Here is a 24424-nt window from a genome sequence, read left to right as displayed (position 1 = left end):
AGGTGAGGGCCTATCTTTGTAAATCCAAGATGCCAAGAGATCCTCTCAACAATAAATTGATGAAAATAAAACGCAACAGCTACAAAAATCACCTAAGCCACTTGAGGACTTTTACACTCCTCCCTCCTTCTAATTGCCATTGGATAGGGCCCTAATCAGTACACTCCCATGTTTAACAGCTAGATTACAGGGAAAATGTCCTACTGAATAATTGAGAAATAAACTTTATTTGAAGGATTACCTGAATCAAATTAATGAAGTAATAATATTTAATCCATTCATGCAGGAGTGAAGGAAGTGATTAGGTTAATTTAATACACCCTCTACAAATGCTATTCACTAACAACTTAAGAAAGGGTTGACTCATGTGTTAAGTATTCTGATTGGCTTAGTAATGTTGATGGCTTTAGCCTATCTGGGATGGTCCATTATTTGGGTGGCACCTTTAGCGGCTGGGGTCGTTGCTTTACTAAGCGGCTTAGATGTTTATGAAACATATACAGGACCTTATATGGAAGGTTTGGTCGATTTCGTCAAGAGCTGGTTTCCGATTTTCTTATTAGGTGCTGTATTTGGGAAATTAATGGAAAAGACGGGTGCAGCTAGATCAGTCGCTAAAAAAGTGACCCAATTAATCGGGGAAAAACGTGCCATTCTTGGCGTTTTAATAGCTGCTGCGTTACTGACTTATGGTGGAGTGAGCTTGTTCGTTGTTGTATTTGCCTTATATCCAATCGCACTTGAATTATTTCGTTGAAGCAAATATTTCTAGAAAATTGCTTGTCCCGACATTTGCTCTAGGGGCGTTTACTTTCACCATGACTTCCACACCAGGCACACCCCAAATTCAAAACCTAATACCGATGGATTATTTCGGCACCACACCAATGGCAGGGCCCATCATCGGTATTGTTACTACTTTAATCATGGCAGTTGGTGGATATTTTTGGCTGGCATATCGAGGAAAGAAAATGGCTGCTAAAGGGGATGTGTTTACGGAACCCGACGATCAAAAAAAACCGGATGAGGATGAGGGTGTTGAAGAGAAGGATCCAAACTGGATTATCTCCCTCATTCCGCTCGCGATTGTCGTCATATTGCTTAATCTCGTAAAGTTGGAACCATTATGGTCCCTTCTCATTGGGGTTATCGCAATAATGATTCTGAATGTGCAAGATTATAAAAGATTCATACCGTCCATCAATGATGGTTCAAAAGGAAGTGTAATGGCGATTCTCAACACAAGTGCAGCCGTAGGTTTTGGGGCTGTCATCGCCATTGTTCCAGCTTTTGAGGACATTACTTCTTGGTTGTTAAATATTTCCGACAATCCATTAGTCGCTGAAGGTCTTGCCGTTCAGGTCATGGCAATCATTACCGGTTCTGCTTCTGGTGGACTAGGGATTGCCTTGAGCACGCTAGGTGATACATTTGTAGAGCTCTCACAAACAACAGGGATTAGTCCAGATGTGTTCCACCGTATTGCCGCAGTGGCATCCGGAGCATCGATATTCCCTAATAATGGAGCCTTGTTAACACTTATTGCTGTAACTGGGGTAAGTCTTCGAGACACGTATAAAGATGTATTCGTCGTTGCGTTTGTCATACCAACCATCGCATTAGTTGTAGGAGTTATTATGGGTGCGATCGGACTGGTTTAAGATAAATAAATTTATAGAATAAGAGGAGGAATAAAATGGTAAAAAATAAAGTCGTTATTATTACAGGTTCCGCACGTGGGATTGGATTCGAAATTGGCGAGCATTTTGCCCAAGCAGGAGCTAAGGTTGTTCTCTCCGATATAAATGAAGAAGGCGTAAAGGCCTCTGCTGAAGAACTGCAAAAACGTGGATTTGAATCAATTGGAGTTAAAGCAGACGTGACAAGTGAAACAGAGCTGCAAAATCTGGTGAACATAACAAAAGAAACATACGGTACTGTAGACATTCTTATTAACAATGCAGGATTACAGCATGTCTCCCCAATTGAGGATTTCCCGACAGAAAAATTTGAAATGATGCAGAAAATCATGTTGACGGCACCGTTCATTCTTACAAAACTCGTATTCCCAATCATGAAAGAACAGGGGTGGGGCCGAATTATCAACGTTGCGTCAATCAATGGATTAATTGGATTTGCTGGTAAAGCTGCTTACAATAGTGCAAAACATGGTGTAATTGGTCTAACAAAAGTTGCCGCTCTAGAAGGTGCTTCAGATGGTATCACGGTGAATGCTCTTGCTCCAGGATATGTAGATACCCCGCTTGTACGTGGACAAATTGCCGACTTGGCGAAAACACGTAATATTCCGGAAGACCGAGCACTTGATGAAGCAATTCTCTCTCAAGTACCACAAAAGAAACTATTAGACGTCAGTGAAATTGCAGACTATGCATTATTCTTAGCGAGTGATAAAGCTAGAAGTGTTACCGGACAAGCAATTGTTATTGATGGCGGTTATACTGCTCAATAATTATAGAAAACGCATGGAATCTCCTAACTTGATTCCATGCGTTAATTTATATCAAATATAATAAGTAAATTTATTTGTTATTCTCCTGTTTCAGCAAATTGGCTGATACGTTCACCAATTTCATCACGAACACGTTGAAACACTGCCCAAATCTCTTCTTCTGTACCTTCTGCTTTTGCCGGATCATCAAATCCCCAATGTTCTCGTTTCACATGTGGTGGCGTTACAGGACAACGATCAGCTGCATCACCACATAGTGTTACGGCAAGTGTTGCTTTGTTCAGAAAATCTATATCAATCGTTTCAGAGTGTTGCTGAGAAATATCTATTCCCACCTCATTCATTGCTTTGACAGCTTTTGGATTCAAACCATGTGCCTCAATTCCAGCACTTCTGACTTCCCAGTCTCCTCCAAGAAGTTTTTTCGCCCATCCTTCTGCCATCTGACTTCTGCAAGAGTTACCAGTGCATAAAAAATAAATTGTCTTTTTACCCATATCGAATCACCTCTTATAGAATAATTAATGTTAAATATAAACCAAACAATGTAATAAAGAGAATTGGTATTGTTAGTATTATTCCTGTTTTGAAATAGGTACCCCAAGAAATCTTGATCCCTTTCCTCGATAACACATGCAGCCAAACTAATGTTGCCAGTGAACCTATAGGTGTAATTTTAGGACCCAGATCAGATCCTACAACGTTAGCATAAACAAGTGCCTCCCTTAACACACCTGAAGTGTTTGTTTCCGCAATTGCCAAGGCATCAATCATCACAGTCGGCATATTATTCATAATTGATGATAGAAATGCAGCAATGAATCCCATACCAATTGTAGCAAAGAATAAGCCTTCCACAGCAATAGTTTGAATGACACTTGCGAGTGCAGATGTAAGACCTGCATTTCCAAGTCCATATACGACGACATACATTCCGATGGAAAAGAATACAATATCCCACGGTGCACCTTTTATCGCTTTTTTCGTATCCACTACAGAACTCTGTCTACCTATCAAGATAAAGAAGATAGCGATAGTTCCTGCAATGATTGAAACCGGGATATTAATCAATTCACTAGTAAAGTAACCAATCACTAATAGACCTAGGGCATACCATGATAAGCGAAACATTTTTTGATCCTTAATCGCTTTCTTTGGTTCGTCCAGTTTTGTAACATCATAGGAGCTTGGAATAGTTTTTCTAAAATAAATTAGTAGCACTGAAATGGTTGCAATGAGTGAAAATAGATTCGGTATCACCATCCGTGAAGCATACTCTGCAAATCCAATTCCAAAGAAGTCTGCAGACACGATATTTACTAAGTTACTAACGATAAATGGTAATGAAGTTGTATCAGCAATAAATCCACTCGCCATGACAAATGGAAATATCATTTGATCTTTAAAGTTTAAATTCCGTACCATCGCCAGTACGATTGGCGTAAGAATTAATGCAGCACCGTCGTTGGCGAATAAGGCAGCAACAATGGCACCTAATATACTAATATAGACAAACATTTTGATTCCGTTGCCCTTTGCAAATCGAGCCATATGTAAAGCAGCCCATTCAAACAATCCTACTTCATCTAAAATTAATGAGATAAGTATGATAGCGACAAAAGCAAGCGTTGCGTTCCATACAATTTCCGTCACTTCAATGACGTCACTAAATCCTACAACTCCCGTTAATAAGGCAACGACTGCCCCGCCTATTGCCGACCAACCAATATTTAACCCTTTTGGCTGCCATATGACAAATACTAGAGTTGCTATAAATATTAATATTGCGAGTATAAGTGTTGCCTGCAAAATAATTCCTCCAATTTAACAACAAGAAGTTCGTATACCTTCTTCTTCCAATTTCTTAAATTTATCATCTTGACTCGGTAACTGTTCCAAAACCAAGTGAACAAATGAATAATATTCATGCTCCTTATCTATCGAATAAAAGATCCACTGACCTCGTCGCTCTTCATAAACAAGACCGAGATCTTTCAATTTCCGTAAGTGTTGGCTCACCGCTGGCTGGCTAATTTGAAAAATCTTCACAAAGTCACATACACAACAAGCATGATTATCCATTAATTTCAACATCGTCAAACGTTTCTGGTCACCAAGCAATTTTAAAATATGCGCTGCTTTATCCACTTCTATTACACGTTCCAACATCTCGATTCCCCCTTATAGAGTGACTAGATAATCATATAACTATTTGCTTATATACTCAACAAAAAAATACTCTTCAACAAAGCATTTTATAGCAGTTAACTATCAACTCTCTAAACTATCGCACTTCTATACAGCGTACTTAAGCGTTTAATCATACAAAGAGCAAGCATGAACCGACTCTACTCAAACTTATTTTCTATCGGCACGTACAATTTTACGAATACATTACAAATTCATTTCATAAGCATATATGGACGAATACCTAATACAATTTTCACTTAACAAATGAACCTTGAATGGAGTGTTCATATGAAGAAACATGCTGTATTGGATGTAGCTCAGCTGAAGACATATTTTTATTTAAACAATGGTCAAGTTGCAAAGGCAGTTGACGGTGTTTCATTATCCATATCACCAGGAGAAACGGTAGCGATCGTGGGAGAATCTGGTAGCGGAAAGAGTATTACAGCTCTCTCCATTATGAAACTGATTAATAAACCCGGTCGGATAGTAAATGGGGAAATAGCTCTCAACGGAAAAGAAATGCAAGCCTTATCAGAAAAACAGATGACAGGAATTCGAGGAAATGACATCGCAATGATATTCCAAGAACCGATGACTGCATTGAATCCAGTCTTCACCATCGGAAATCAGATTACTGAAATCCTTAGGAAGCATAAAAAAATGAACAAAAAAGATGCACAAGCTAAAGCAATCCATTTACTAAAAACGGTTGGAATTCCTCGAGCAGAAGAAATCATCCATGAATATCCTCATCAATTATCTGGTGGTATGCGACAACGTGTGATGATTGCAATGGCCATTTCCTGTGACCCTAAATTACTAATTGCAGACGAGCCTACTACTGCATTGGATGTAACAATCCAAGCACAAATCCTAGACCTTATGCTGGAAATGAAAGAGAAGTTCCATATGGCATTACTGTTAATCACCCATGATTTGGGTGTCGTGTCGGAGTATGCAGACCGTGTGCTTGTCATGTACGGAGGACAAATTGTAGAGCAAGCAAAAACGAAAGAACTATTACGACATACCAAACATCCTTATACCCAAGGATTAATGCAAAGTTTACCGAAATTGGATGAGGATGTGGATCGCTTAGGAACGATTAAAGGAATGGTCCCGCCAGCATATAACTTTCCAGCCGGCTGTCGTTTTTCATCCCGTTGTCCTTTTGTCATGGATAAATGCAAGGTAAGCAACCCGGAATTAACCGAAATAGACACCGATCATTTTGTTCGTTGTCATTTATATGAAAATGCAGGTGATGAATCATGAATACAGAACAGAATACAAAAAACGACGCACTTATACATGTAAAAAACGTAAAAAAATACTTTCCAATCAAGGGAGGTGTCTTGAAGCGAACCATCGGTCATGTAAAAGCGGTGGATGATGTCTCCTTCTCCATAAATAAAGGGGAAACACTTGGTATAGTCGGGGAATCCGGATCTGGTAAATCAACGTTAGGCAGGGTGATGCTGCGACTCCTTGATCCGACAGAAGGAAGCATCCATTTTAATGGTATAGATATATCCCATCTAAAAAGAAGAGAAATACGTCCACATCGCCGAGATATGCAAATTGTCTTCCAAGACCCGTTTGCCTCGCTTAATTCGAAAATGAGTGTAGCAGAGTTAGTGGAAGAACCACTACTTGTACAAACAAAACTAACGAAATCGGAAAGAAGAGCAAAGGCAATCGAAATGATTGAACAAGTCGGATTACGAGCAAAGGACCGATTAAAATACCCACATGAATTCTCAGGAGGACAAAGACAACGAATCAGTATAGCAAGGGCTCTCATTACAAGGCCAAAATTCGTCATTTGTGATGAACCCGTCTCCGCGCTGGATGTTTCGATTCAAGCACAAGTATTGAATTTAATGAAAGATTTACAGGAAGAATTTAATCTCACTTACTTATTCATCGCCCATGATTTAAGTGTCGTAAAGCATATCAGTGACCGCATCGCGGTGATGTACTTAGGTCGTATCGTTGAGATAACCAATAAAAAAGATTTGTACGAAGAGCCACTTCATCCATATAGTCAAGCATTACTTGCATCGATACCGATTATCGATACAGGTGAGGCTACAAAAGCAAAGAAAGAAAAAATCACCTTGACTGGTGATATACCAAGTCCTGCAAATCCTCCATCCGGATGTTCTTTTCGCACAAGATGTCCTTTCGCTCATGAACGCTGTAAAGTGGAACGACCAGAATTAATCGAGAAAGAAAAAGGTCATTTCGTTGCCTGTCATTTATATGACAAGTAAATCTAAGATTTATAGGAGGTGATACACTGACAGAAATATATTAAGCAATAATTCGATCGTCAATAAGGAAATACAAGGGGGAATTATGTTGTTTAAACGAGTTAAATTAGGAATTACACTTTTAATCCTATTGTTCTTATTAGGTATTCTAATGGCTGCGTGCAATAGTGAAACAACCGATCCTGAACCGGAAGAGCCTGAGGAAACCGAGGAACCAGCTGAAACGGATGAAAGCGAGGAAGAACCTGCAGACGAAGGTCCGCAAATGGGTGGAACACTAACAGGAGCAATGGATACAGCACCGGCCGGTGTGTTCAACCCGATTTTCTATCAAGAAGCATATGAAGCCAATATTTTAGACTTCACACACGAAGGACTTGTAAGTCAGAACGAAGAACTTGGATTCGAACCAAATCTGGCGAAAGAATGGACGATAAACGAGGACCAGACAGAAATTACATTAAAACTGGAAGAAGGAGTCACCTGGCATGACGGGGAACCTTTTACCGCTGAGGATGTAGTCTTCACCTATAAAGCAATCTCTTCCCCAGGATATGTAGAAGCCGGGGGGATCCGTACAGATTACGCTGTCCGCTTGTTAGGTTATGAAGCGTTTAATAGTGGAGAGACAGATGAATTTGAAGGTGTAGTTGCTGAAGATGATTTGACAGTTACCTTTAAATTTGCCGAGCCAAACGTGACTATTTTAAAGGATGTGTCATTCTCAATCATACCGGAACATATTTTTGGTGATGTCCCTATAGCAGAAATTCCTTCACACCCAGCTACTCTTAATGCAGGAGAAGTCATCGGTACAGGACCGTTTCAATTCACAGAAATGTTGGAACGTGAACAATATGTTTTAACGAAGCATGCCGATTACTGGAATGGTGAACCGTATTTAGATCAGATTGTTTGGCGGGTTGTCGATCAATCTGTCATGCTCGGGCTTTTAGAAAATGGGGAGATTGACTTTATCGCAGATCCTAACGGTGTTCCTGCAGCTGATTTTGAAACAGTAGAAGCACTTGACCATGTTAAGATTATCGAACAAACCGACTTCGGATATCAGCTAATGGGCTTTAAGATGAACCATCGAACAGATGCCGATGTGGAGAGTGGTGCACTCAATCCAGACAACTGGGTTCCAAATGAAGATATGAGTGTCCAACTCATCAGGCAGGCAATGGCCTATGCAATCGATCGGCAGGCGATCGTAGATAACCTATTGTACGGGCATGGTTCCGTCATCAACGCTCCAGTTGCCCAACAGTTCTGGGCGTATGATGAAAGTGCCACCACCGCGTATGAATACGATCCAGAAAAGGCAAATGCCCTTCTTGATGAAGCAGGCTATGTCGATACAAATGATGATGGATTCAGGGAAACGCCTGATGGTGAAGAATGGATTGTCAATTTGAACTATCCTACAGGCAACAAACTGCGTGAAGCCTCTGCCCCGATTCTAGCTCAATTCTTAGAAGCAGTTGGAATTAAAATTGATTTAAGACAACCAAAAGAAATGACCGCTTATGTGGAAGAGTTGACAAATGATAACACAGATTGGGATCTTTATCTAATTGGCTGGAGCTTAGGTAGTGGAGATCCAGATCCATCTGGATTATGGAAGTCGGATGCTGCTTATAACTTCGGTCGCTGGAACAATCCTGATTCTGATCAATTAATGCTTGATGCCATGAAGGCTCCAGAAGCATTCGAACAAAGTTACCGTGAGGAAAAATATAGTGAGTGGCAAGGCCTCTTCTCTGAGGATCTACCTGCTGTCCTTCTCTATGCACAAAATAAAATTTACGGCTTCAATGAACGTCTGAACGGAGTCAATCCGATGCCATACAGCTTTAATAACGATCCACATTTATGGTGGGTATCAGAGTAGGCTGATGGAAAAAGAGCGTGTGCGGCACACGTTCTTTTTCCAACATATACATAAAGAAAATTAAATTGGGAGGGAAAATGATGTACAAGTATATCATTCGACGAGTTCTTGTTTTTATTCCAATGCTTTTTGCACTGACGGTCATTGTATTCGGACTTGCCCTCTTAGCTCCTGGAGATGCCTTAACCGGTCAATCACTCGCTGATCCGAACGTCGACCCTGAAGTATATGAACAACAAAGGGAAGCATTAGGCTTAAATGATCCGATACCTGTTCAATATTTTCGGTGGATCAGTGCCGCTGTACAAGGAGACTTCGGTAATTCAATGGTTTTTAACGGACGATCCGTAGCGGAGTTAATTGAAGCACGATTTGCCAATACACTCTATTTAGGTTTATTTTCATTAGCAATCACGATCATCGTTGCCATTCCAATCGGTATCTATTCCGCCAGACATCCCTACTCATTATTAGATTATGGTGCAACTGGTTTTGGTTTTTTCGGATTATCCATTCCCAACTTCTTCTTCGGCCTCATGGCAATCTATTTTCTATCAATCAAACTTGGCTGGTTCCCTGCACAAGGTACAATGTCTACTCCTGGATTAACTGGGTGGGAAGCATTCTTCAATCGACTTCATCATATGTTTTTACCTGGAATTACACTCGGCTTAGCTGGTACAGCAACTTATATGCGCTACATGAGATCGGAAGTTCTTGACGTACTTGGCAGTGACTATATACGAACAGCAAGAGCAAAGGGTATGTCCGAGAGGAATGTACTATATAAACATACACTCCGCAATGCACTTATTCCCATCATTACATTAATGGGGTTTGAAATCGGTGTACTGTTAAGTGGTGCAGTGATAACGGAGCAAGTATTTCAGTATCCCGGGCTTGGAACATTGTTTTTAAGTTCCGTCACTAATCGGGACTATCCAGTCGTAATGGCAATTGCCATGATACTCGGAGTTCTTATTCTTATAGGTAATTTACTTGCCGATATTTTTTACAGTATTGTTGATCCGAGAATTCGATATGATTGAGGTGAAATAATATGACTACTAAAACAGATGAAACAATCTACAACCAACCAGATAAGAATAACTCCATGGAAAAGAACAAGAGTCCCTTTCAAATAGCCATGCACCGATTTACAAGAAATAAAATGGCTGTAATTAGTGTGTTTGTCTTACTGGCCATCATCATCATATGTATACTCGCCCCGGTATTTACTGATATAAATCCTGAAGAAACTAATCTGCTCCTTATTGAGAAAGGGCCAAGCGAGGAGCATATTCTGGGAACAAATGGGCTAGGGCAGGACAACTTTTCACGTCTTTTGTATGGTGGTCGAATTTCGTTAATCGTCGGTTTTAGTGCTATGTTCTTCACGCTTGTCATTGGTGTCTTATTAGGATCGCTTGCCGGTTACTATGGTGGAAAAATCGATAACATCATTATGCGTGCCACCGATATTATGCTGATGTTGCCATTTCTTGTACTTGTACTTACGATCATGGCTATTGTAGATAAAGTAACCATTGGATTATTCGTTTCAATTATCGCCTTAACGTCATGGCCAAATTTAACCCGTATCATTCGCGGTTCTTATTTATCATTACGTGAACAAGAATTTATACTTAGTGCACAGGCAATCGGTGCCAGTGATTTCCGAATTATTGCCAAGCATTTTATTCCAAACGCAATTGGCCCAATTGTTGTAAACGCTACATTAATGATGGCTACCTATATCATTATTGAATCTGCACTAAGCTTTATCGGGTTCGGTATCCCTCAGCCTACACCAACGTGGGGGAACATGATTTCCGAAGCTCAGAACATAAGAATTTTACGGAACAATCCAGAAGCATGGATTCCTCCGGGTTTAGGTATTTTGATTACGGTGCTTGCAATTAACTTTATCGGCGATGGTTTAAGGGATGCATTTGACCCGCGCAGTAATCAAAGATGATGGGGAAATAAAGGAAACTCCTAAAAAGGATGATACCTTCAAAGGCATCATCCTTTTAGGATAGCAACATTTATTCCATATTACTATCATCCAAATAAGCAACTTCCCATAAATGACCGTCCAAGTCTTCAAATCCCCAAATGTACATGAATCCATGATCTTGCGGTTCATTGAACCTTTTACCACCCGATGACAATGCCTTATTCACTATCTTATCCACTTGTTCTCTGCTTTTTGCTGAAAGGGCGAAGATGGACTCCGCAGAAGTGGTTGTATCCACGATTTCCTTCTTAGTAAACTCTTTGAATCGTTCTTCGCTCATGATCATAGCAAAGATATTTTCACTAATTATAATACAAGATGTTGATTCATCAGAGAACTGTGGATTAATCTCAAAACCAAGCTCCTTGAAGAAATTAGTGGATCTGTTCACGTCTTTTACAGATAAATTGATAAAGATGTGCTTAGATTTAAATGCCATATTATTACCTCCTATGAAATTTATTGACTTATCCCTTCAGTTTTTCATTAGATATCAATAAATATTCCAGATTCAAATAAAATCAATGACAGATAGAAACATGAGAAGGTATTTATGCTGGATGAGCCGAATAAGTTAGAGGGAGTGTGATTTTGTTGTCTTCCAAAAAACTGGAAGCTATACCTGCCTTGTAACACTCAGATTTTGGTTGTCTTTTAACTATGTAAGGTCACACTAAATAGTGAGGGGTTGGTTTTATGCAAAATATAACCAAATTGTTTTTAGAACAACACCACATGCATTGCTATGAGAATGAGTGGTTTGCATCTATGGATCAGGCGCTTCATGGAGCCACCGCAGCAGAGGCAGCCTGGACTAGTTCGGGGACAAGCAATTCGATTTGGCAGATTGTCAATCACTTAATATTTTGGAACGAAGACATAATCCATCGAATCAAAGGCATAGAGAACCCGGATAAGGCAGAAAACAATGAGGAAACCTTTGGACATCCTGGGGATCCAGAAGACGAAGTTGGATGGACCCAGACTGTGCAGCGCCTTAATGAAGTTATGAATAAATTAAAAACGACCATTGCAGATCTTGACGATGAAAAGTTAAAAACTCCATATACAGCTAACAGCTGCTCTATTGAGCGGTTACTCAGCAATATCATCATGCACGATACGTATCATATCGGCCAAATTGTACTGTTGCGTAAGTTGCAATCCTCATGGGGTGGAGTCGATTGGACATAAAAGGGCTTATATCAAAAAACTAGTTATTTGGTTTATTTTCTTCGATTGATTAGAACTAGAAGTTTAGAAGGGAGATTAATTTCTCCCCCTAAACATATCTGTTCCACTTATACTCTTTCCCACTCCATAAGAAACTCTTCCTCAGCAGTCTGTTCATCTATCAATTCCTCTTTTATTACAAAACCATTTCTCAGATAAAAATCAACGGCGTTCCTATTTTTCTTGTAGACTTTCAGTTGTATATTCTTCCTGCGATCCTTTATAAAATTTAATAATCTTTTTCCGTACCCTTCGCCTTGATGCTTAACATCAATAAACAGTGCAGCCAAATAATCATCGACCATGGATATAAAGCCATTGATTTCTTTTTCGTTACTTATCACATATGTTTCAGACATAGGGAGATAAGCTTCCCTCATATCCGTCTGCTTTGATTTCCAATAATCTTTATCAATAAAGTCATGAGCGATTACAGAACCTTCATACCATATTTTTAGTAGTGTATTAACTTCAGTTTTATTGTATTTTCTGATGACCATATTATCATCCCTTCATCGCCATTAATTAAGCTGTTTTTTTCCAATGAACTACCAGCATCATATTCATTTTTCTAGTTTTTATTGTGATGGTAGATAAGTTGGACAACACCCGAAGAAAAACTCTTTGTATCAATTAGTCTCAGATTCACTCTTCCCTCTATATCAGTAAATAAAGGTTTACCCTCCCCTAATACAACAGGGTGAACCGATAGCCTAAATTCATCAACCAAACCTTTATTTATGAAAGTCGTAATAAGACTTGACCCACCATATAGCCAGATGTCTTTACCAGGCTTTTTCTTTAATTTATTCACTTCTTCAACAATGTTATCGTTAATTAAATTCGCAGTATGATTAATCTCTTTTAGTGTTCTGGAAAATACATATTTCTCTTTACTATGAACCTGTTCCCAAATTTCTTTTTCAGTATCCGATTCTTCGTTTTTAGGAATGTATTGCCCCCATATATCGTAGCTCTTTCTACCATATAGAATGGTATCAATTTGATTTAAGAATTTAGCAAAATCCATATCAGGATCCATTATGCACCAGTCAACTTCTCCATTCGGTCCTTCAATAAATCCATCTAAAGTAACTGCTAAATCTAAAATGACTTTTCTTGTTTTGTCATTCATTGCCATACCTTTATCTCCTTTTTCCTTATAAAAATTGGTTAGTAATTGAAATTATTCGTCATGGCAACTATATCCTTAACGGTAACCAATTAAAATATTTCCAAGTACTTATTCATTATTACATAGTGTTTTTAAATGGTAACTGATTACTTCTCTCACCTTTTCTGGAGTATAGACATCTGGTCTTAACAAAGCATGGAATGACAGCCCTTCAATCAATGCGGATAACCGAATTCTTTCTAATTCTACGTTAACTGAATCGGATAAAATCCCTTTTAGAGTTAGTATCTCGATCATTGAATTTGCTAATTCATATGTACCATCAGTCAATTCGTCTTTCTTCTCCTTTAATGCATGACTCGTAAGGGAACGGAGTGCAAAAATCCACCAGACACTCGTTTCAATTTTCTTTTCTTCATCGATTGGTACAAGCTCCAGTAACACTTCCTCCACTGCCTTTAAAGGATCTTCTGACCATTCTTTATCATCAGAGCGTTTTTTACCTGCATCAAAGAAATAGTCCATAATAAACAAAAGCATTTCATCTTGAGTTGAGAAGTAATGTCTTAAAGCACCAGAAGACATGCCGGCTTCTGCTGCAACCCTTCGTATCGATGCTTTTTCAATTCCCTCGTTTTTAATTATCTTCCATGCAGCTTCCGCAATTAATTTACGTTTTTGATCATGATTCACTATTTTTGGCAAAAAAATCACTTCCTTTTTATAACACAGTGTGTTATTATAATTTTAGCACGATGTGTTATAAAAATAATACCACATTACACGAAGGGAGAACTAATCTTTTGATTGAAATCATCGAAACAATGATGCCATCTTCATCAATAGACCTTCCTGTAGCCCTGATAATTATATCCATCTGTGCCGTAATTGATGTGTTAAGCCCTGGGGTGCTTGCTGTTACCGGCTATTTACTACTGACACAACCAAATCAATTATCATCACGACTATTTGTATTTTTGCTCGTTATTCAGTCGGGTTATTTCATGATTGGACTGTTATTATACTTTGGTGGAGATACATTATTGGACTTAATTGACCAGTTATCTAGCTTTGATGTAATCAATTGGCTCTATACAGTTATTGGAACACTTCTTGTTCTAATTAGTTTTATAAAGCCAAAGGAAAGCACAAAAGATCGTCTCACATCATGGATCCCGAGACAAACATCAATTAAAGGAATGATTATTCTAGGAATTATCGTGTTCCTAATTGAATTTATAACGGCACTCCCGTACTTCTACTCGATCTTTCTATTAAATCATCTAACCATTAATCAAGCTTCTTCTGTCTTTATCATATTAGGCTACAATCTTGTCATGGTGTTCCCTTCCCTATTATTGCTGGGAATTAATATGGTGCTTAGAAATAAACTGCAGCATTTCCTGAATAACATAAAATCAAAACTGAATGAAGCACCGGTTTCTTCACTGTTAGTAGCAATCGGCCTAGTTGGTGCAGTCTTTTTCAATATCGGTATCAGAGGTATTTTAAATTAATAATATAAATGAGGTGTAAAACATGAAAGAAATTATTAGCGGAATTAGTTTACTTTTCCTGATTCAAGGAGTAGGAGGTTTAATCAATCATCTGACTGATGGCGGAAAAAGTTGGTTTTTGGTAAATTATATGGATGTATTTCAAGGTTGGGAAATCGGGATGGATATTTTATTGATTGTAATAGGAGGGATTATTGGTTTATTATCCATGAAAAATTCACCGAGAAGTGCGAAATAATCTAAGAGGGGGATAGTTATATCTCCCTCTTTAATCCATCTCATTTTTTCTTTCGACTTTCTATGAACTTCAAAATTAAATCATTCACTACATCGGCAGGCAACTGATGGCCTGCCTTTGGAATAATCTTTACTTCAACATCATGTAATAGATTCTTTGCTCGGGCAGCAGCCCGTCTGGAATTATGCATAGGGCTTTTTTCTCCTAGAAGCAGGAGCGTTGATATCTTTACTGATTGGAGTTCTTCATCGCTAACATATTGTGGAGGTATACGTTGCATCTTGTAATCACGCATCGCTGCTATTACTAAATCAGTCTGCGTATTACTTGGTAAGGAGCCCGCTCCAGTCCATCGGATAAATCCACGTCGTATGGAATCTGGTCCAACTAGGCTTGCCCATAACATAAATGGCCAAGCCTTATACGAAATACCGGCTAGTGCACGTGCCGGATCGAGAAGTGTAATCGATTGAAGTGACCTAGGAGAATGTATTGCCTGGTTTAAAGTAATCCAGCCACCATAGGAGGCACCTACTAAATGTACTGCTTCTAATTTCAACTCCTGAAAGACTTCTTCTAACCAAACCACATAATCATCAGCATGCTGAATAGGTGCTGTTTGAATACTTCGCCCTGCATCTCCGATTGTATCTACCGCAAATATTCTATGGTGCTCACCAAGTGGGACAACAAAATTTGCCCATGATGCAGAAGTACTGTTTGCTCCATGCAGTAATACTATTGGGTCTCCCTGTTTATTTCCATAGGCATAAACATGTGTCGGGCCGAAACTAGTTTCCAAATTCATTTCCTCACGCGAATTCGGCCATTGTCTCATTACATCATCATATACTTTAAGAAACTCTTCCTCAGCTTCCTTGTCAACAAACGTTCCTATCCGAGGGCTTTCACTCGGACTCTTTTCTTTCATATTATTCTCCTTCCATACCTCTTCTCCGCTTTGGATTCCTTTGTTAAGTAGTGTTAGATCATCTCTATTAAAGTTTATTTTGCATGTTAGATAATAAGAATATCTAGCTTACTATCTCCTTTAAAAACTTCCTCGTCGCAAAGAAATAGTAAATGGTTTGAAAGAGTAGATATAAACCGCCAATTGTTAGAAAGTTTACAATTAGAATAGGTTCAGACATGATACCACCACTATCTTGTACAATAGTTATCACATATATAGCGCTTAAGATGATTCCAATAATTGGTGCCAAAAAGAACAAAATCCTAAGTTCGTTTGTAACCATCTTTTTGACCTCTTTTTTTGTAATCCCTATCTTATATAACTTCCTGTATTTTATTCTTTCCTGTTCAATATCCGTAAATAAATTCAAGTATAATAGAATAAACGTCGCAAAGAAAAATAAGATACTTAAAAAAGTGGATACAAAGAATATAATCCCGCCATCTATTCTACTCATATTATATTCATTTATTTTTGAAACAGGATCCAATAACTCCTCTTCAGAACATGGGGAGATTTGCCCAATAGGATACTCATCAATTTTAGGAGTTAATTGATTGCTTTCATGTAATTTTTGCTTTAATTCATTAACCGCTTCAGCTGATTGTTTCCAGTTAGTCAAATTTAGCCAATGTATCTCGGCAGGATAAACATCTAGGGAATTTCTCAACATCTCGTAATCCTTCTCATTCACTAAAATAAAATCTGGATTATAATAATGAAAACGATAATCAAATATCGGTTCAAACACCATATCCTGTAAAGCTAACGAGATGTTTTTCTCTCCATTGTCAAATTTAAATCCTTTTGTATAATCCCTGTTCTCCTCTGAAGTATCAGAACTTATCAAATAAATATACTGTCCTTCACTAATATGAAGCTGTGTTTCTGAAATTTTATTAAAACTTTCTACTGGAATAAACGTATACCTATACATAAAATTCCATTGGGGGTGGTACTCGAAATAATCAAGTGTTTCTATAAGAAGATGCTCAAGTATCACTTGATTGTTACTATTAAATATTTCAGATGCCTCATCTAAGGAGATTTTATTTTTTGTTTCTGTTTGGACAAAAGCTACATCGTATGGAAGTTCTTCTGCAATATATTCTGCATTAGAGTAAAAATTTAAGGTCATTGTACTATAAAAAATAGTCACCATTGCCATAATAATAATGAGCATGAACGTTGAATTAAGTTGCTTAATTTTATAGTCGATGTTCGTAAAAACTAAGAGTCTACGATAATAGATGTTTGGATACTTTTTAGTATACTTGAGTAAAAAACTACCAAATCGGGAAACAGCCAAATATAAACCAAGGATTAGACTAATTGTACATAAAATAAAAAGTGTGCCTTCTCCCAACTCGTATATATATTTAAAAAATGTCTGATCTAAGTTGAATTTCTTTTCATAAGTAAATATATAGAGAGTTGACATAGAAAATATAATAATTCCTATTCCCACTACACCTAAAATTGGATTTTTATGGGGCTTACTCTCCGAGATACGATCCCACTTCAAGATTTTCACAAGTTCAGTGATCTGCATCAGAATCAACGATTTACCTATCGCAACTATTAAAACAAGAAGAAATATCCCGATAGTATAAAGAAACATCTTTTCATTGAGATAAAAAGGAATATCTGTTATCCCCACATTACTCATTAAAATATGAAAAAATAAACGTGAAAATACAATTCCTGATAGAATCCCTGTTCCAATAGAAACCAGTGCAATCCCTACATTTTCGATTAATATTAATTTTATAAGATCACGATTAGTCATTCCTAAGGTCATAAATAAACCAAATTCTTTTTTCCTTCTTTTAATGAAAATAGAGTGAGCATAACTAATGAAGAATACTGTAAAAATAAGTAAAGCGATTGCTGGAATCATTAGTATTTCATTCATCCCGTGCTGAATTTGCGGATTATCAATAATTTCATTATTAAAGAATACCGTTGAAAACATAAAGAAAACCATGACAGTAAAGCTTTTGCATAAAAAATAAAAGATATATTTCCTTTTATTTACCTTTGCCATTTTCCACACAAGTTGCTTAAATGTCATAGCTTTCTCCCCCTAAGACCGCCAGACTATCCATTGTAATTGAGAGGCTGATACCGTCTAAAGGTTTTGTAGCACCAGCATCTCCTACATTCCCATATAACCTCACTAATTGATTTGCTCGTAATATATTCATTCTTCGTCCCTCTTTTAAGCATAGTAACCAAAGTAACTTCCGCCATTTATCATCTGACATCTCTAATTATGGTTAATATCCTTCCCAATGAATATGATCCCCTCCTGGGTATCTTTTATATATTAAATTGTAAACCATAAACTTTTGTTAAACAATTACAAATATTAAGTAGAAGATCATTCCACTTTTTGATTTAAAACAAGTCCGATAAAAAAACTCTTGCTAAATAAACCATACAATAAAAGAAAACAAAATAAAGAACAGCAGTGGAGCATTTCCCACTGCTGATTGATTCTTAAATACAAGGCTTATTCTCCAACGGTTGAAATTTGCCAAGTAATGCTATATTTATCTTTTACTTGCCCATATGCTGGACTAAAAGGAGTTTCCTGCAATGGCAATATGACTTCTCCACCATCTTGCAGTTTTTCGAAAATAACTTTTACTTTTTCTACATCTTTAAATAAAAGAGCAATGTTTAATTGTTCTCCAATTTGATATGGCTCTTCTGGAAAATTATCTGATATCATCAAATACGATTCACCAATTTTCAATTGCGCATGTGCAACTAAAGCTTTCATTTCATCAGATAGAGGAAATTCAGGGTTCTCAGGAAAATCACCATAAGTTTGAACACCTAAAACCTCTGCTTCCAATGCATTTTCATAAAACTTTACAACTTCTTGACCATTTCCATTCGTTCTAATATAAGGATGTACACCTAAAATCATTAAAAACAACTCTTCTTCCTTTTAAACTGAATTTGTGTTGAAGTTGGCATAAGTTTAATGGAGATCTACAACTTCCTCTCCAACAAACAAACTGCCTCAATATGATTTGTCTGGCTAAACATGTCGACTGGCTGGACTTCTTTCGTTTCATATCCGCCTTCTTCTAAGATAACTAAATCCCTTGCTAAGGTTGAGGGGTTACAAGATACGTAAACAATCCGCTTTGGCTCCATTTCAATCATCGCCTGGAGGAAGTCTACTTCACAGCCTTTACGCGGGGGATCTACAACGATCACATCTGGAGTAAAGCCTTCGTTCTTCCATTTCGGCATTACCTTCTCCGCTTCCCCTACTACAAATTCCGCATTTGTTATGCCATTGAGTTCAGCATTCATCTTGGCATCGCGTATGGCATCTGGTACTATTTCAATTCCATATACCTTCTTTGCTTTTTGAGCAAGGAATAGGGAAATTGTACCAATTCCACAGTAAGCATCGATAACCACATCATTCTCATCAATCTGTGCATACTCCAATGCTTTTTCATAGAGAACTTTTGTCTGTACTGGATTCACTTGATAGAAAGAGCGGGGCGATATCGCAAACCGGATATCCCCAATGGTGTCATATATATAATCTTCTCCCCAAATCGTCTTTGTTTTATTACCGAATATGACATTTGTCCGCTTGTTATTGATGTTATGCACAATGGACTTGATATTTGGGAATGTCTCTGTTAATTCTCGAATCAACTTGTCAGCGTGTGGTAATTTTTCTGTTCGAGTAATAAGAACAATCATGATTTCCTGTGTTTCTCTGCCTGTACGCACCATAATATGCCGAAGTACACCGCGATGGCTTTTTTCATCATATGCCTCAATTCCTATACGATTCGCGATACGACGGACAGCATGGACCATTCGGTCATTAACTTCATCTTGAATGACGCAAGTTTCCATATCCTCAATAATATCGTGACTGCGCATGCGGTAGAAGCCTGTTATCAATTCCCCATCCTTTTCTCCGACAGGGATTTGGACTTTGTTGCGGTAACGCCAAGGATCCTCAAGACCAATCGTCGGGTGTACGGGGACATGATCCAGATGAGCAATTTTCCGCAATACATTTTTTACTTGATTTTGTTTCATAAAGAGCTGGAGGTCATAACTCATATGCTGGAGCTGACATCCGCCACATTTATAATACACATTACAAGGGGGTTCCACTCTTTCCTTGCTTTCTTTCTTCAATTCAATCAGTTTACCAAAGCCAAAGTTTTTATTAACCTTAATTACTTTGACAACTGCATCTTCCCCGGGTAACCCATAGGGTACAAATATAGGATAGCCATTTATTTTACCCACTCCATTTCCTTCGTGGGTCAAATCCTCAAACTTTAAATCGATATATTCATTTTTCTTTACCGGAGCTGTTGATTTTGCCATTATTATCTTCCTTTTTTTCTTGTATATAAACCTTATCTTACCATATCTTGGTCATCTCATGCAGGCTGTCCGAATAAATAACAAAACCTTCAACTGATGATGGAGTTGAAGGTTTCAAAATAGCTAATTTTCATTTTGTTGTTCGATGAATACAGTTGGGACGATGATTTCAACATGCTGCTTCAAATTGGAGAATTCCCCAGGCAGTAATCCCCCATATTCACCATCAATATTTATTTGCATCTTCTCTGAAGGTGTTACTTTAATATTTTTTGCCCTCGCATAAAAAACATCATCACTATTTAAGTGCGCCCCTCTTAAAGCGAGGCTCGCAATATGAATGAACTCAGCTAAATTAACCTTTTTTAAAATAAGCAAGTCAAAATAACCATCATTCAATTTAGCATCAGGAGCGAGCTTTTCAAAACCACCAACTGAGTTGGAATTAGATACTAAAAACAACATAATATCCTCTTCAATTATCTCGCCATCATACTCGATTCTTGCTCTTGACGGTTTTAGTGAAGGAAGCATTTCTATACCTTTAATATAGTAGGCAAGTTGACCAAGGACCGTCTTTAGTTTGATTGGAACGTCATACGTCAGTTCAGTCAATCTACCGCCACCAGCTATATTAATGAAGTATTGCTCATTTACCTTTCCGATATCTAAATGCATTGATTGGTCAGCAGCAATGATTTCTACTGCCTTTTTTATATCACGAGGAATATGTAACGCCCTCGCAAAGTCATTAGTTGTTCCAGCTGGGATGATACCCAGTTTTGGTCGATACTCCTGTTCAGCGATACCGTTGATCACTTCGTTAATTGTACCGTCCCCGCCCGCAACAACTACAAGTTCATGTTTTCGTTCCACTGCACGCCTTGCTTCCTCTGTAGCATCCCCTTCACCTGTTGTTGCATGTGCTGACGTTTCATAACCAGCTTTCTCAAGTGTTTCCAGGATAAATGGAAGTTCACGTTTTACTGCTTCTTTTCCTGCAGTTGGATTATAAATTAATCGTGCTCTTTTCATTGAACATCCTCCCTAATGAATGTAAGGGCATCTTTGGTTAATCTCTACCATTCATCATAAGCTTTTTTACTCAATTTTAAAAGCCCGAGCTATATGCATGTATAAATTTGTCGTAAAAAAGAGAATCCCATTAATTGGGATTCTCGTAATTTCATTAACGTTTTTCAATTTCTTCTTTAAGGATTTTATTAACCATCGGCGGGTTAGCTTGTCCTTTTGTTGCTTTCATCGTTTGACCAACAAGGAAACCTAACGCACGGCCTTTACCTTCTTTATAATCAATGATGGATTGTTCATTTTCATCCAGTACTTGGTTGATGATTTCTTTCAGTTTCACAGGATCTGAGAGCTGTACAAGTCCTTTTGCTTCTACAATCTCTTCTGGATCTCCACCTTTTTCTACAATTTCTGCGAAAACTTTCTTAGCGATTTTAGAAGAAATCGTACCATCTTCAATCAGTTTAATCATTTTCGCCAGGGATTCTGGAGTAATCGCAAGCTCAGGAAGTTCCTTTAGATGCTTGTTCATATATGCGGATACTTCACCCATCAACCAGTTGGATGCTTGTTTCGTATCTGCTCCTTCAGCAATTGTCGCTTCAAAGAAATCAGCCATTTCCTTCGAGCTTGTTAGGACATTTGCATCATACTCAGAAAGTCCAAGTTCTTTCACATAACGTATACGGCGTGCATCCGGAAGTTCTGGAATTTCGTTTCTAACTCTTTCCATCCAAGCATCGTCAACATATAATGCCACAAGGTCCGGTTCTGGGAAGTAGCGGTAATCATCCGCTGCTTCTTTCACACGCATGAGAATCGTTTCTTTTGTTTTCTCATCATAACGACGAGTTTCCTGATGAATTTCTCCACCAGCAAGCAAGATTTTTTCCTGACGTTTCTCTTCAAACTCTAGTCCTTTTTGGACAAATGAGAAAGAGTTTAAGTTTTTTAGCTCCGCTTTTGTTCCGAATTTCTCTTGACCAATCGGACGAAGGGAAATATTCGCATCACAACGTAGAGAACCTTCCTCCATCTTCACGTCGGAAACACCAGTATATTGAATAATGTTCTTTAATTTTTCAAGATAAGCATAAGCTTCTTCTGGTGTACGCATGTCTGGTTCCGATACAATTTCAATAAGTGGCGAACCTGCACGGTTGAAGTCGACATACGAATATCCGTCGTCACCGTGGATTAATTTACCTGCGTCCTCTTCCATATGGACACGAGTAATACCGATTTTTTTCTTCTTACCGCCCACTTCAATTTCGATCCAACCGTTTCTGCCGATCGGAGTTTCATCCTGAGTAATTTGGTAAGCTTTCGGATTATCCGGGTAAAAATAATTTTTTCGGTCGAATGTCATATGTGTCGCGATTTCACAATTCAAAGCCATCGCAGCTTTCATTGCATAGTTCACCGCTTCTTCATTGATGACAGGAAGTGTTCCTGGGTAAGCCAAATCAATCGGATTCACATTACTATTCGGCTTGTCACCAAATGCATTCACACTCGGGCTGAAAACTTTAGATTTTGTTTTTAATTCAACGTGCACTTCTAAACCAATTACCGTTTCAAAGTTCATTTTGCTGCACCTCCAATATTGGGGCGTTGTTTATGGAAGTCTGTTGCTTGTTCAAAAGCATGCGCCACACGATAAACTGTAGCCTCATCAAAATGTTTACCGATGACTTGTAAACCGATTGGCAGACCTTCCTTAGAGAATCCACATGGTAATGATAATCCTGGTACACCAGCTAGGTTCACTGGAATCGTCAAGATATCATTCGCATACATCGTCATTGGGTCATCAACTTCTTCACCAATCTTAAACGCTGTTGTTGGTGTTGTAGGTCCCATAACAACATCAAATTCCTCAAAAATCTTTTCAAAGTCATTTTTGATCAACGTACGGACTTTTTGTGCTTTTTTATAATAAGCATCGTAATAGCCTGAGCTTAATACGAAGGTTCCAAGCATGATACGACGTTTTACCTCTTCTCCAAAGCCTTCACTTCTGGAGTACTTGTACATATCGATCATGTTTTTTCCTGTTTCCGAACGGTATCCATAACGGACTCCATCGTAACGTGCAAGACTCGCAGATGCCTCAGCAGACGCAAGTAAATAGTATGCAGATAATGCATACTTAGAATGTGGTAACGATACTTCTTCCCATGTTGCACCAAGTGATTCGTATACTTTTAGAGCTGACTTGACAGCTTCTTTCACTTCTTCCGTAACGCCTTCACCGAAATACTCTTTCGGAACGGCAATTTTAAGACCTTTTACATCGTTTGTAAGAGTCTCCGTGTAAGCAGGAACTTCAAGATTTGCACTAGTAGAATCACGTTCGTCATGTCCAGCAATCACTTCTAAAACTCTTGCATTATCTTCAACAGTTCGAGTGATTGGACCAACTTGGTCTAAAGAAGACGCAAAAGCAACTAAACCAAAACGAGACACTCGGCCGTATGTTGGTTTCATACCAACCACGCCACAAAATGCAGCCGGTTGACGAATTGATCCACCAGTATCTGAACCAAGAGCGAACAGAACTTCTCCAGCTGCTACTGCAGCGGCAGAACCACCACTTGATCCTCCAGGGACATAATCTGTATTCCATGGATTTTTTGTCGATTTATAATAAGAAAACTCTGTACCAGAGCCCATTGCGAACTCGTCCATGTTTAATTTACCAATCGTTACTGACTTTTGATCCTTTAACTTTTCTACGACATTTGCATCATAAAGCGGATCATTGAAGTTATCTAACATCAGGCTGGCACAAGTAGTACGTAAGCCTTTTGTGACAATATTATCTTTTATACCAATTGGAAGTCCAAAAAGAGCCTTTTCTTCTGGGTTTTCGTCCAACTCTTTAGCTTGTTTCATCGCGTTTTCTTCATCTATGGTGATAAATGCTTGAATTTTATCTTCTACTTCGTTAATACGATCTAATGAAGTTTTCACTAGGTCTTGAACGGAAATTTCTTTATTATGTAATTTCTCTTCAAGCTCCTTAATCGAGTGGTCAAATAATGACATGAA

The 24424-nt window shown here is 38.3% G+C and carries 24 protein-coding genes and 1 pseudogene; 10 read left to right on the top strand and 15 right to left on the bottom strand.

Annotation, left to right across the window (positions count from 1 at the left end):
• The first annotated feature begins 367 nt into the window (after positions 1 to 367).
• Both M3210_RS04070 and M3210_RS04065 read left to right on the top strand, forming a co-directional pair.
• Positions 368 to 1661: pseudogene (locus M3210_RS04070) on the top strand (GntP family permease).
• Positions 1662 to 1696: 35 nt separating this feature from the next.
• Positions 1697 to 2473, top strand: coding sequence for a 3-hydroxybutyrate dehydrogenase (locus M3210_RS04065; RefSeq protein WP_251511829.1), 777 nt, complete (start codon positions 1697 to 1699; stop codon positions 2471 to 2473).
• A 77-nt stretch (positions 2474 to 2550) separates the two neighbouring features.
• Here the strand turns inward: M3210_RS04065 and arsC are convergent, their stop codons facing one another.
• From arsC to M3210_RS04050, 3 genes are read right to left on the bottom strand one after another with little or no spacing between them, the layout of a single operon-like run.
• Positions 2551 to 2970 (bottom strand): arsenate reductase (thioredoxin), encoded by a 420-nt coding sequence (gene arsC / locus M3210_RS04060; protein WP_251511826.1) that lies wholly within the window; start codon positions 2968 to 2970, stop codon positions 2551 to 2553.
• Between the two features lie 13 nt (positions 2971 to 2983).
• Positions 2984 to 4282: an arsenic transporter gene (locus tag M3210_RS04055; protein ID WP_251511822.1), complete on the bottom strand. Its 1299-nt coding sequence runs from the start codon at positions 4280 to 4282 to the stop codon at positions 2984 to 2986.
• Between the two features lie 15 nt (positions 4283 to 4297).
• Entirely contained in the window at positions 4298 to 4642 is a 345-nt protein-coding gene (locus M3210_RS04050) for an ArsR/SmtB family transcription factor (RefSeq protein WP_251511819.1), read from the bottom strand.
• Between the two features lie 309 nt (positions 4643 to 4951).
• Here M3210_RS04050 and M3210_RS04045 point away from each other — a divergent pair, with 309 nt between their 5' ends.
• The 5 genes from M3210_RS04045 (at position 4952) to opp4C (ending at position 10817) form a co-directional block, all read left to right on the top strand.
• Entirely contained in the window at positions 4952 to 5941 is a 990-nt protein-coding gene (locus tag M3210_RS04045; RefSeq protein ID WP_251511817.1) for an ABC transporter ATP-binding protein, read from the top strand.
• Entirely contained in the window at positions 5938 to 6942 is a 1005-nt protein-coding gene (locus M3210_RS04040; protein WP_251511814.1) for an ABC transporter ATP-binding protein, read from the top strand. The genes M3210_RS04045 and M3210_RS04040 overlap by 4 nt, the downstream gene beginning before the upstream one ends.
• An 85-nt stretch (positions 6943 to 7027) precedes the next feature.
• Positions 7028 to 8839 carry a peptide-binding protein gene (locus tag M3210_RS04035; protein WP_251511812.1) on the top strand — a complete coding sequence of 604 codons (1812 nt, stop codon included), beginning with the start codon at positions 7028 to 7030 and terminating at the stop codon, positions 8837 to 8839.
• An 80-nt stretch (positions 8840 to 8919) separates the two neighbouring features.
• Entirely contained in the window at positions 8920 to 9888 is a 969-nt protein-coding gene (locus M3210_RS04030; RefSeq protein WP_251511810.1) for an ABC transporter permease, read from the top strand.
• A gap of 11 nt (positions 9889 to 9899) precedes the next feature.
• Positions 9900 to 10817, top strand: a complete 918-nt coding sequence (opp4C, locus tag M3210_RS04025) for an oligopeptide ABC transporter permease (protein ID WP_251511807.1) — start codon at positions 9900 to 9902, stop codon at positions 10815 to 10817.
• A 70-nt stretch (positions 10818 to 10887) separates the two neighbouring features.
• Here opp4C and M3210_RS04020 read toward each other — a convergent pair whose 3' ends face one another.
• On the bottom strand, positions 10888 to 11298 hold the full coding sequence (locus M3210_RS04020) for a VOC family protein (protein WP_251511806.1): 411 nt from the start codon (positions 11296 to 11298) through the stop codon (positions 10888 to 10890).
• A 257-nt stretch (positions 11299 to 11555) separates the two neighbouring features.
• Here M3210_RS04020 and M3210_RS04015 point away from each other — a divergent pair, with 257 nt between their 5' ends.
• Positions 11556 to 12053 carry a DinB family protein gene (locus M3210_RS04015; protein WP_251511804.1) on the top strand — a complete coding sequence of 166 codons (498 nt, stop codon included), beginning with the start codon at positions 11556 to 11558 and terminating at the stop codon, positions 12051 to 12053.
• A gap of 107 nt (positions 12054 to 12160) precedes the next feature.
• Here M3210_RS04015 and M3210_RS04010 read toward each other — a convergent pair whose 3' ends face one another.
• From M3210_RS04010 to M3210_RS04000, 3 genes are all read right to left on the bottom strand, one after another.
• On the bottom strand, positions 12161 to 12592 hold the full coding sequence (locus tag M3210_RS04010; RefSeq protein WP_251511802.1) for an N-acetyltransferase: 432 nt from the start codon (positions 12590 to 12592) through the stop codon (positions 12161 to 12163).
• Positions 12593 to 12663: 71 nt separating this feature from the next.
• A complete protein-coding gene (locus M3210_RS04005; protein ID WP_251511800.1) occupies positions 12664 to 13233 on the bottom strand; it encodes a dihydrofolate reductase family protein in 570 nt (189 codons plus the stop codon).
• 102 nt (positions 13234 to 13335) lie between these two features.
• Positions 13336 to 13932, bottom strand: coding sequence for a TetR/AcrR family transcriptional regulator (locus tag M3210_RS04000; RefSeq protein WP_251511799.1), 597 nt, complete (start codon positions 13930 to 13932; stop codon positions 13336 to 13338).
• 98 nt (positions 13933 to 14030) lie between these two features.
• On the opposite strand from M3210_RS04000, the gene M3210_RS03995 reads away from it, so the two are divergent.
• Both M3210_RS03995 and M3210_RS03990 read left to right on the top strand, forming a co-directional pair.
• Positions 14031 to 14744, top strand: coding sequence for a GAP family protein (locus M3210_RS03995; protein WP_251511798.1), 714 nt, complete (start codon positions 14031 to 14033; stop codon positions 14742 to 14744).
• Between the two features lie 22 nt (positions 14745 to 14766).
• Complete coding sequence (locus tag M3210_RS03990) at positions 14767 to 14982, top strand: hypothetical protein (protein WP_251511797.1); 216 nt, start codon at positions 14767 to 14769, stop codon at positions 14980 to 14982.
• Positions 14983 to 15022: 40 nt separating this feature from the next.
• Here M3210_RS03990 and M3210_RS03985 read toward each other — a convergent pair whose 3' ends face one another.
• The 8 genes from M3210_RS03985 to gatA all read right to left on the bottom strand — a co-directional run bounded on the left by M3210_RS03985 (position 15023) and on the right by gatA (position 24421).
• On the bottom strand, positions 15023 to 15913 hold the full coding sequence (locus tag M3210_RS03985; protein ID WP_251511796.1) for an alpha/beta fold hydrolase: 891 nt from the start codon (positions 15911 to 15913) through the stop codon (positions 15023 to 15025).
• Between the two features lie 103 nt (positions 15914 to 16016).
• Entirely contained in the window at positions 16017 to 18029 is a 2013-nt protein-coding gene (locus M3210_RS03980) for an FtsX-like permease family protein (protein ID WP_251511795.1), read from the bottom strand.
• Entirely contained in the window at positions 18019 to 18162 is a 144-nt protein-coding gene (locus M3210_RS03975) for a hypothetical protein (RefSeq protein WP_251511794.1), read from the bottom strand. Before M3210_RS03975 ends, M3210_RS03980 begins: the two co-directional genes overlap by 11 nt.
• Positions 18163 to 18470: 308 nt before the next feature.
• The gene (locus tag M3210_RS03970) at positions 18471 to 18893 is read right to left on the bottom strand and encodes a VOC family protein (RefSeq protein WP_251512026.1); all 423 of its coding nucleotides are present in this window, start codon (positions 18891 to 18893) and stop codon (positions 18471 to 18473) included.
• A 65-nt stretch (positions 18894 to 18958) separates the two neighbouring features.
• The gene (rlmD, locus tag M3210_RS03965) at positions 18959 to 20338 is read right to left on the bottom strand and encodes a 23S rRNA (uracil(1939)-C(5))-methyltransferase RlmD (RefSeq protein ID WP_251511793.1); all 1380 of its coding nucleotides are present in this window, start codon (positions 20336 to 20338) and stop codon (positions 18959 to 18961) included.
• 123 nt (positions 20339 to 20461) lie between these two features.
• A complete protein-coding gene (locus M3210_RS03960; RefSeq protein WP_251511791.1) occupies positions 20462 to 21373 on the bottom strand; it encodes a diacylglycerol kinase in 912 nt (303 codons plus the stop codon).
• A gap of 154 nt (positions 21374 to 21527) precedes the next feature.
• Positions 21528 to 22958 (bottom strand): Asp-tRNA(Asn)/Glu-tRNA(Gln) amidotransferase subunit GatB, encoded by a 1431-nt coding sequence (gene gatB, locus M3210_RS03955; RefSeq protein WP_251511790.1) that lies wholly within the window; start codon positions 22956 to 22958, stop codon positions 21528 to 21530.
• On the bottom strand, positions 22955 to 24421 hold the full coding sequence (gene gatA, locus M3210_RS03950; protein ID WP_251511788.1) for an Asp-tRNA(Asn)/Glu-tRNA(Gln) amidotransferase subunit GatA: 1467 nt from the start codon (positions 24419 to 24421) through the stop codon (positions 22955 to 22957). The genes gatB and gatA overlap by 4 nt, the downstream gene beginning before the upstream one ends.
• Between the last annotated feature and the right edge of the window lie 3 nt (positions 24422 to 24424).

The organism is Oceanobacillus luteolus (assembly GCF_023715655.1).
GTDB lineage: Bacteria > Bacillota > Bacilli > Bacillales > Amphibacillaceae > Oceanobacillus > Oceanobacillus luteolus.
This window is presented reverse-complemented; position numbering and strand designations above follow the sequence as displayed.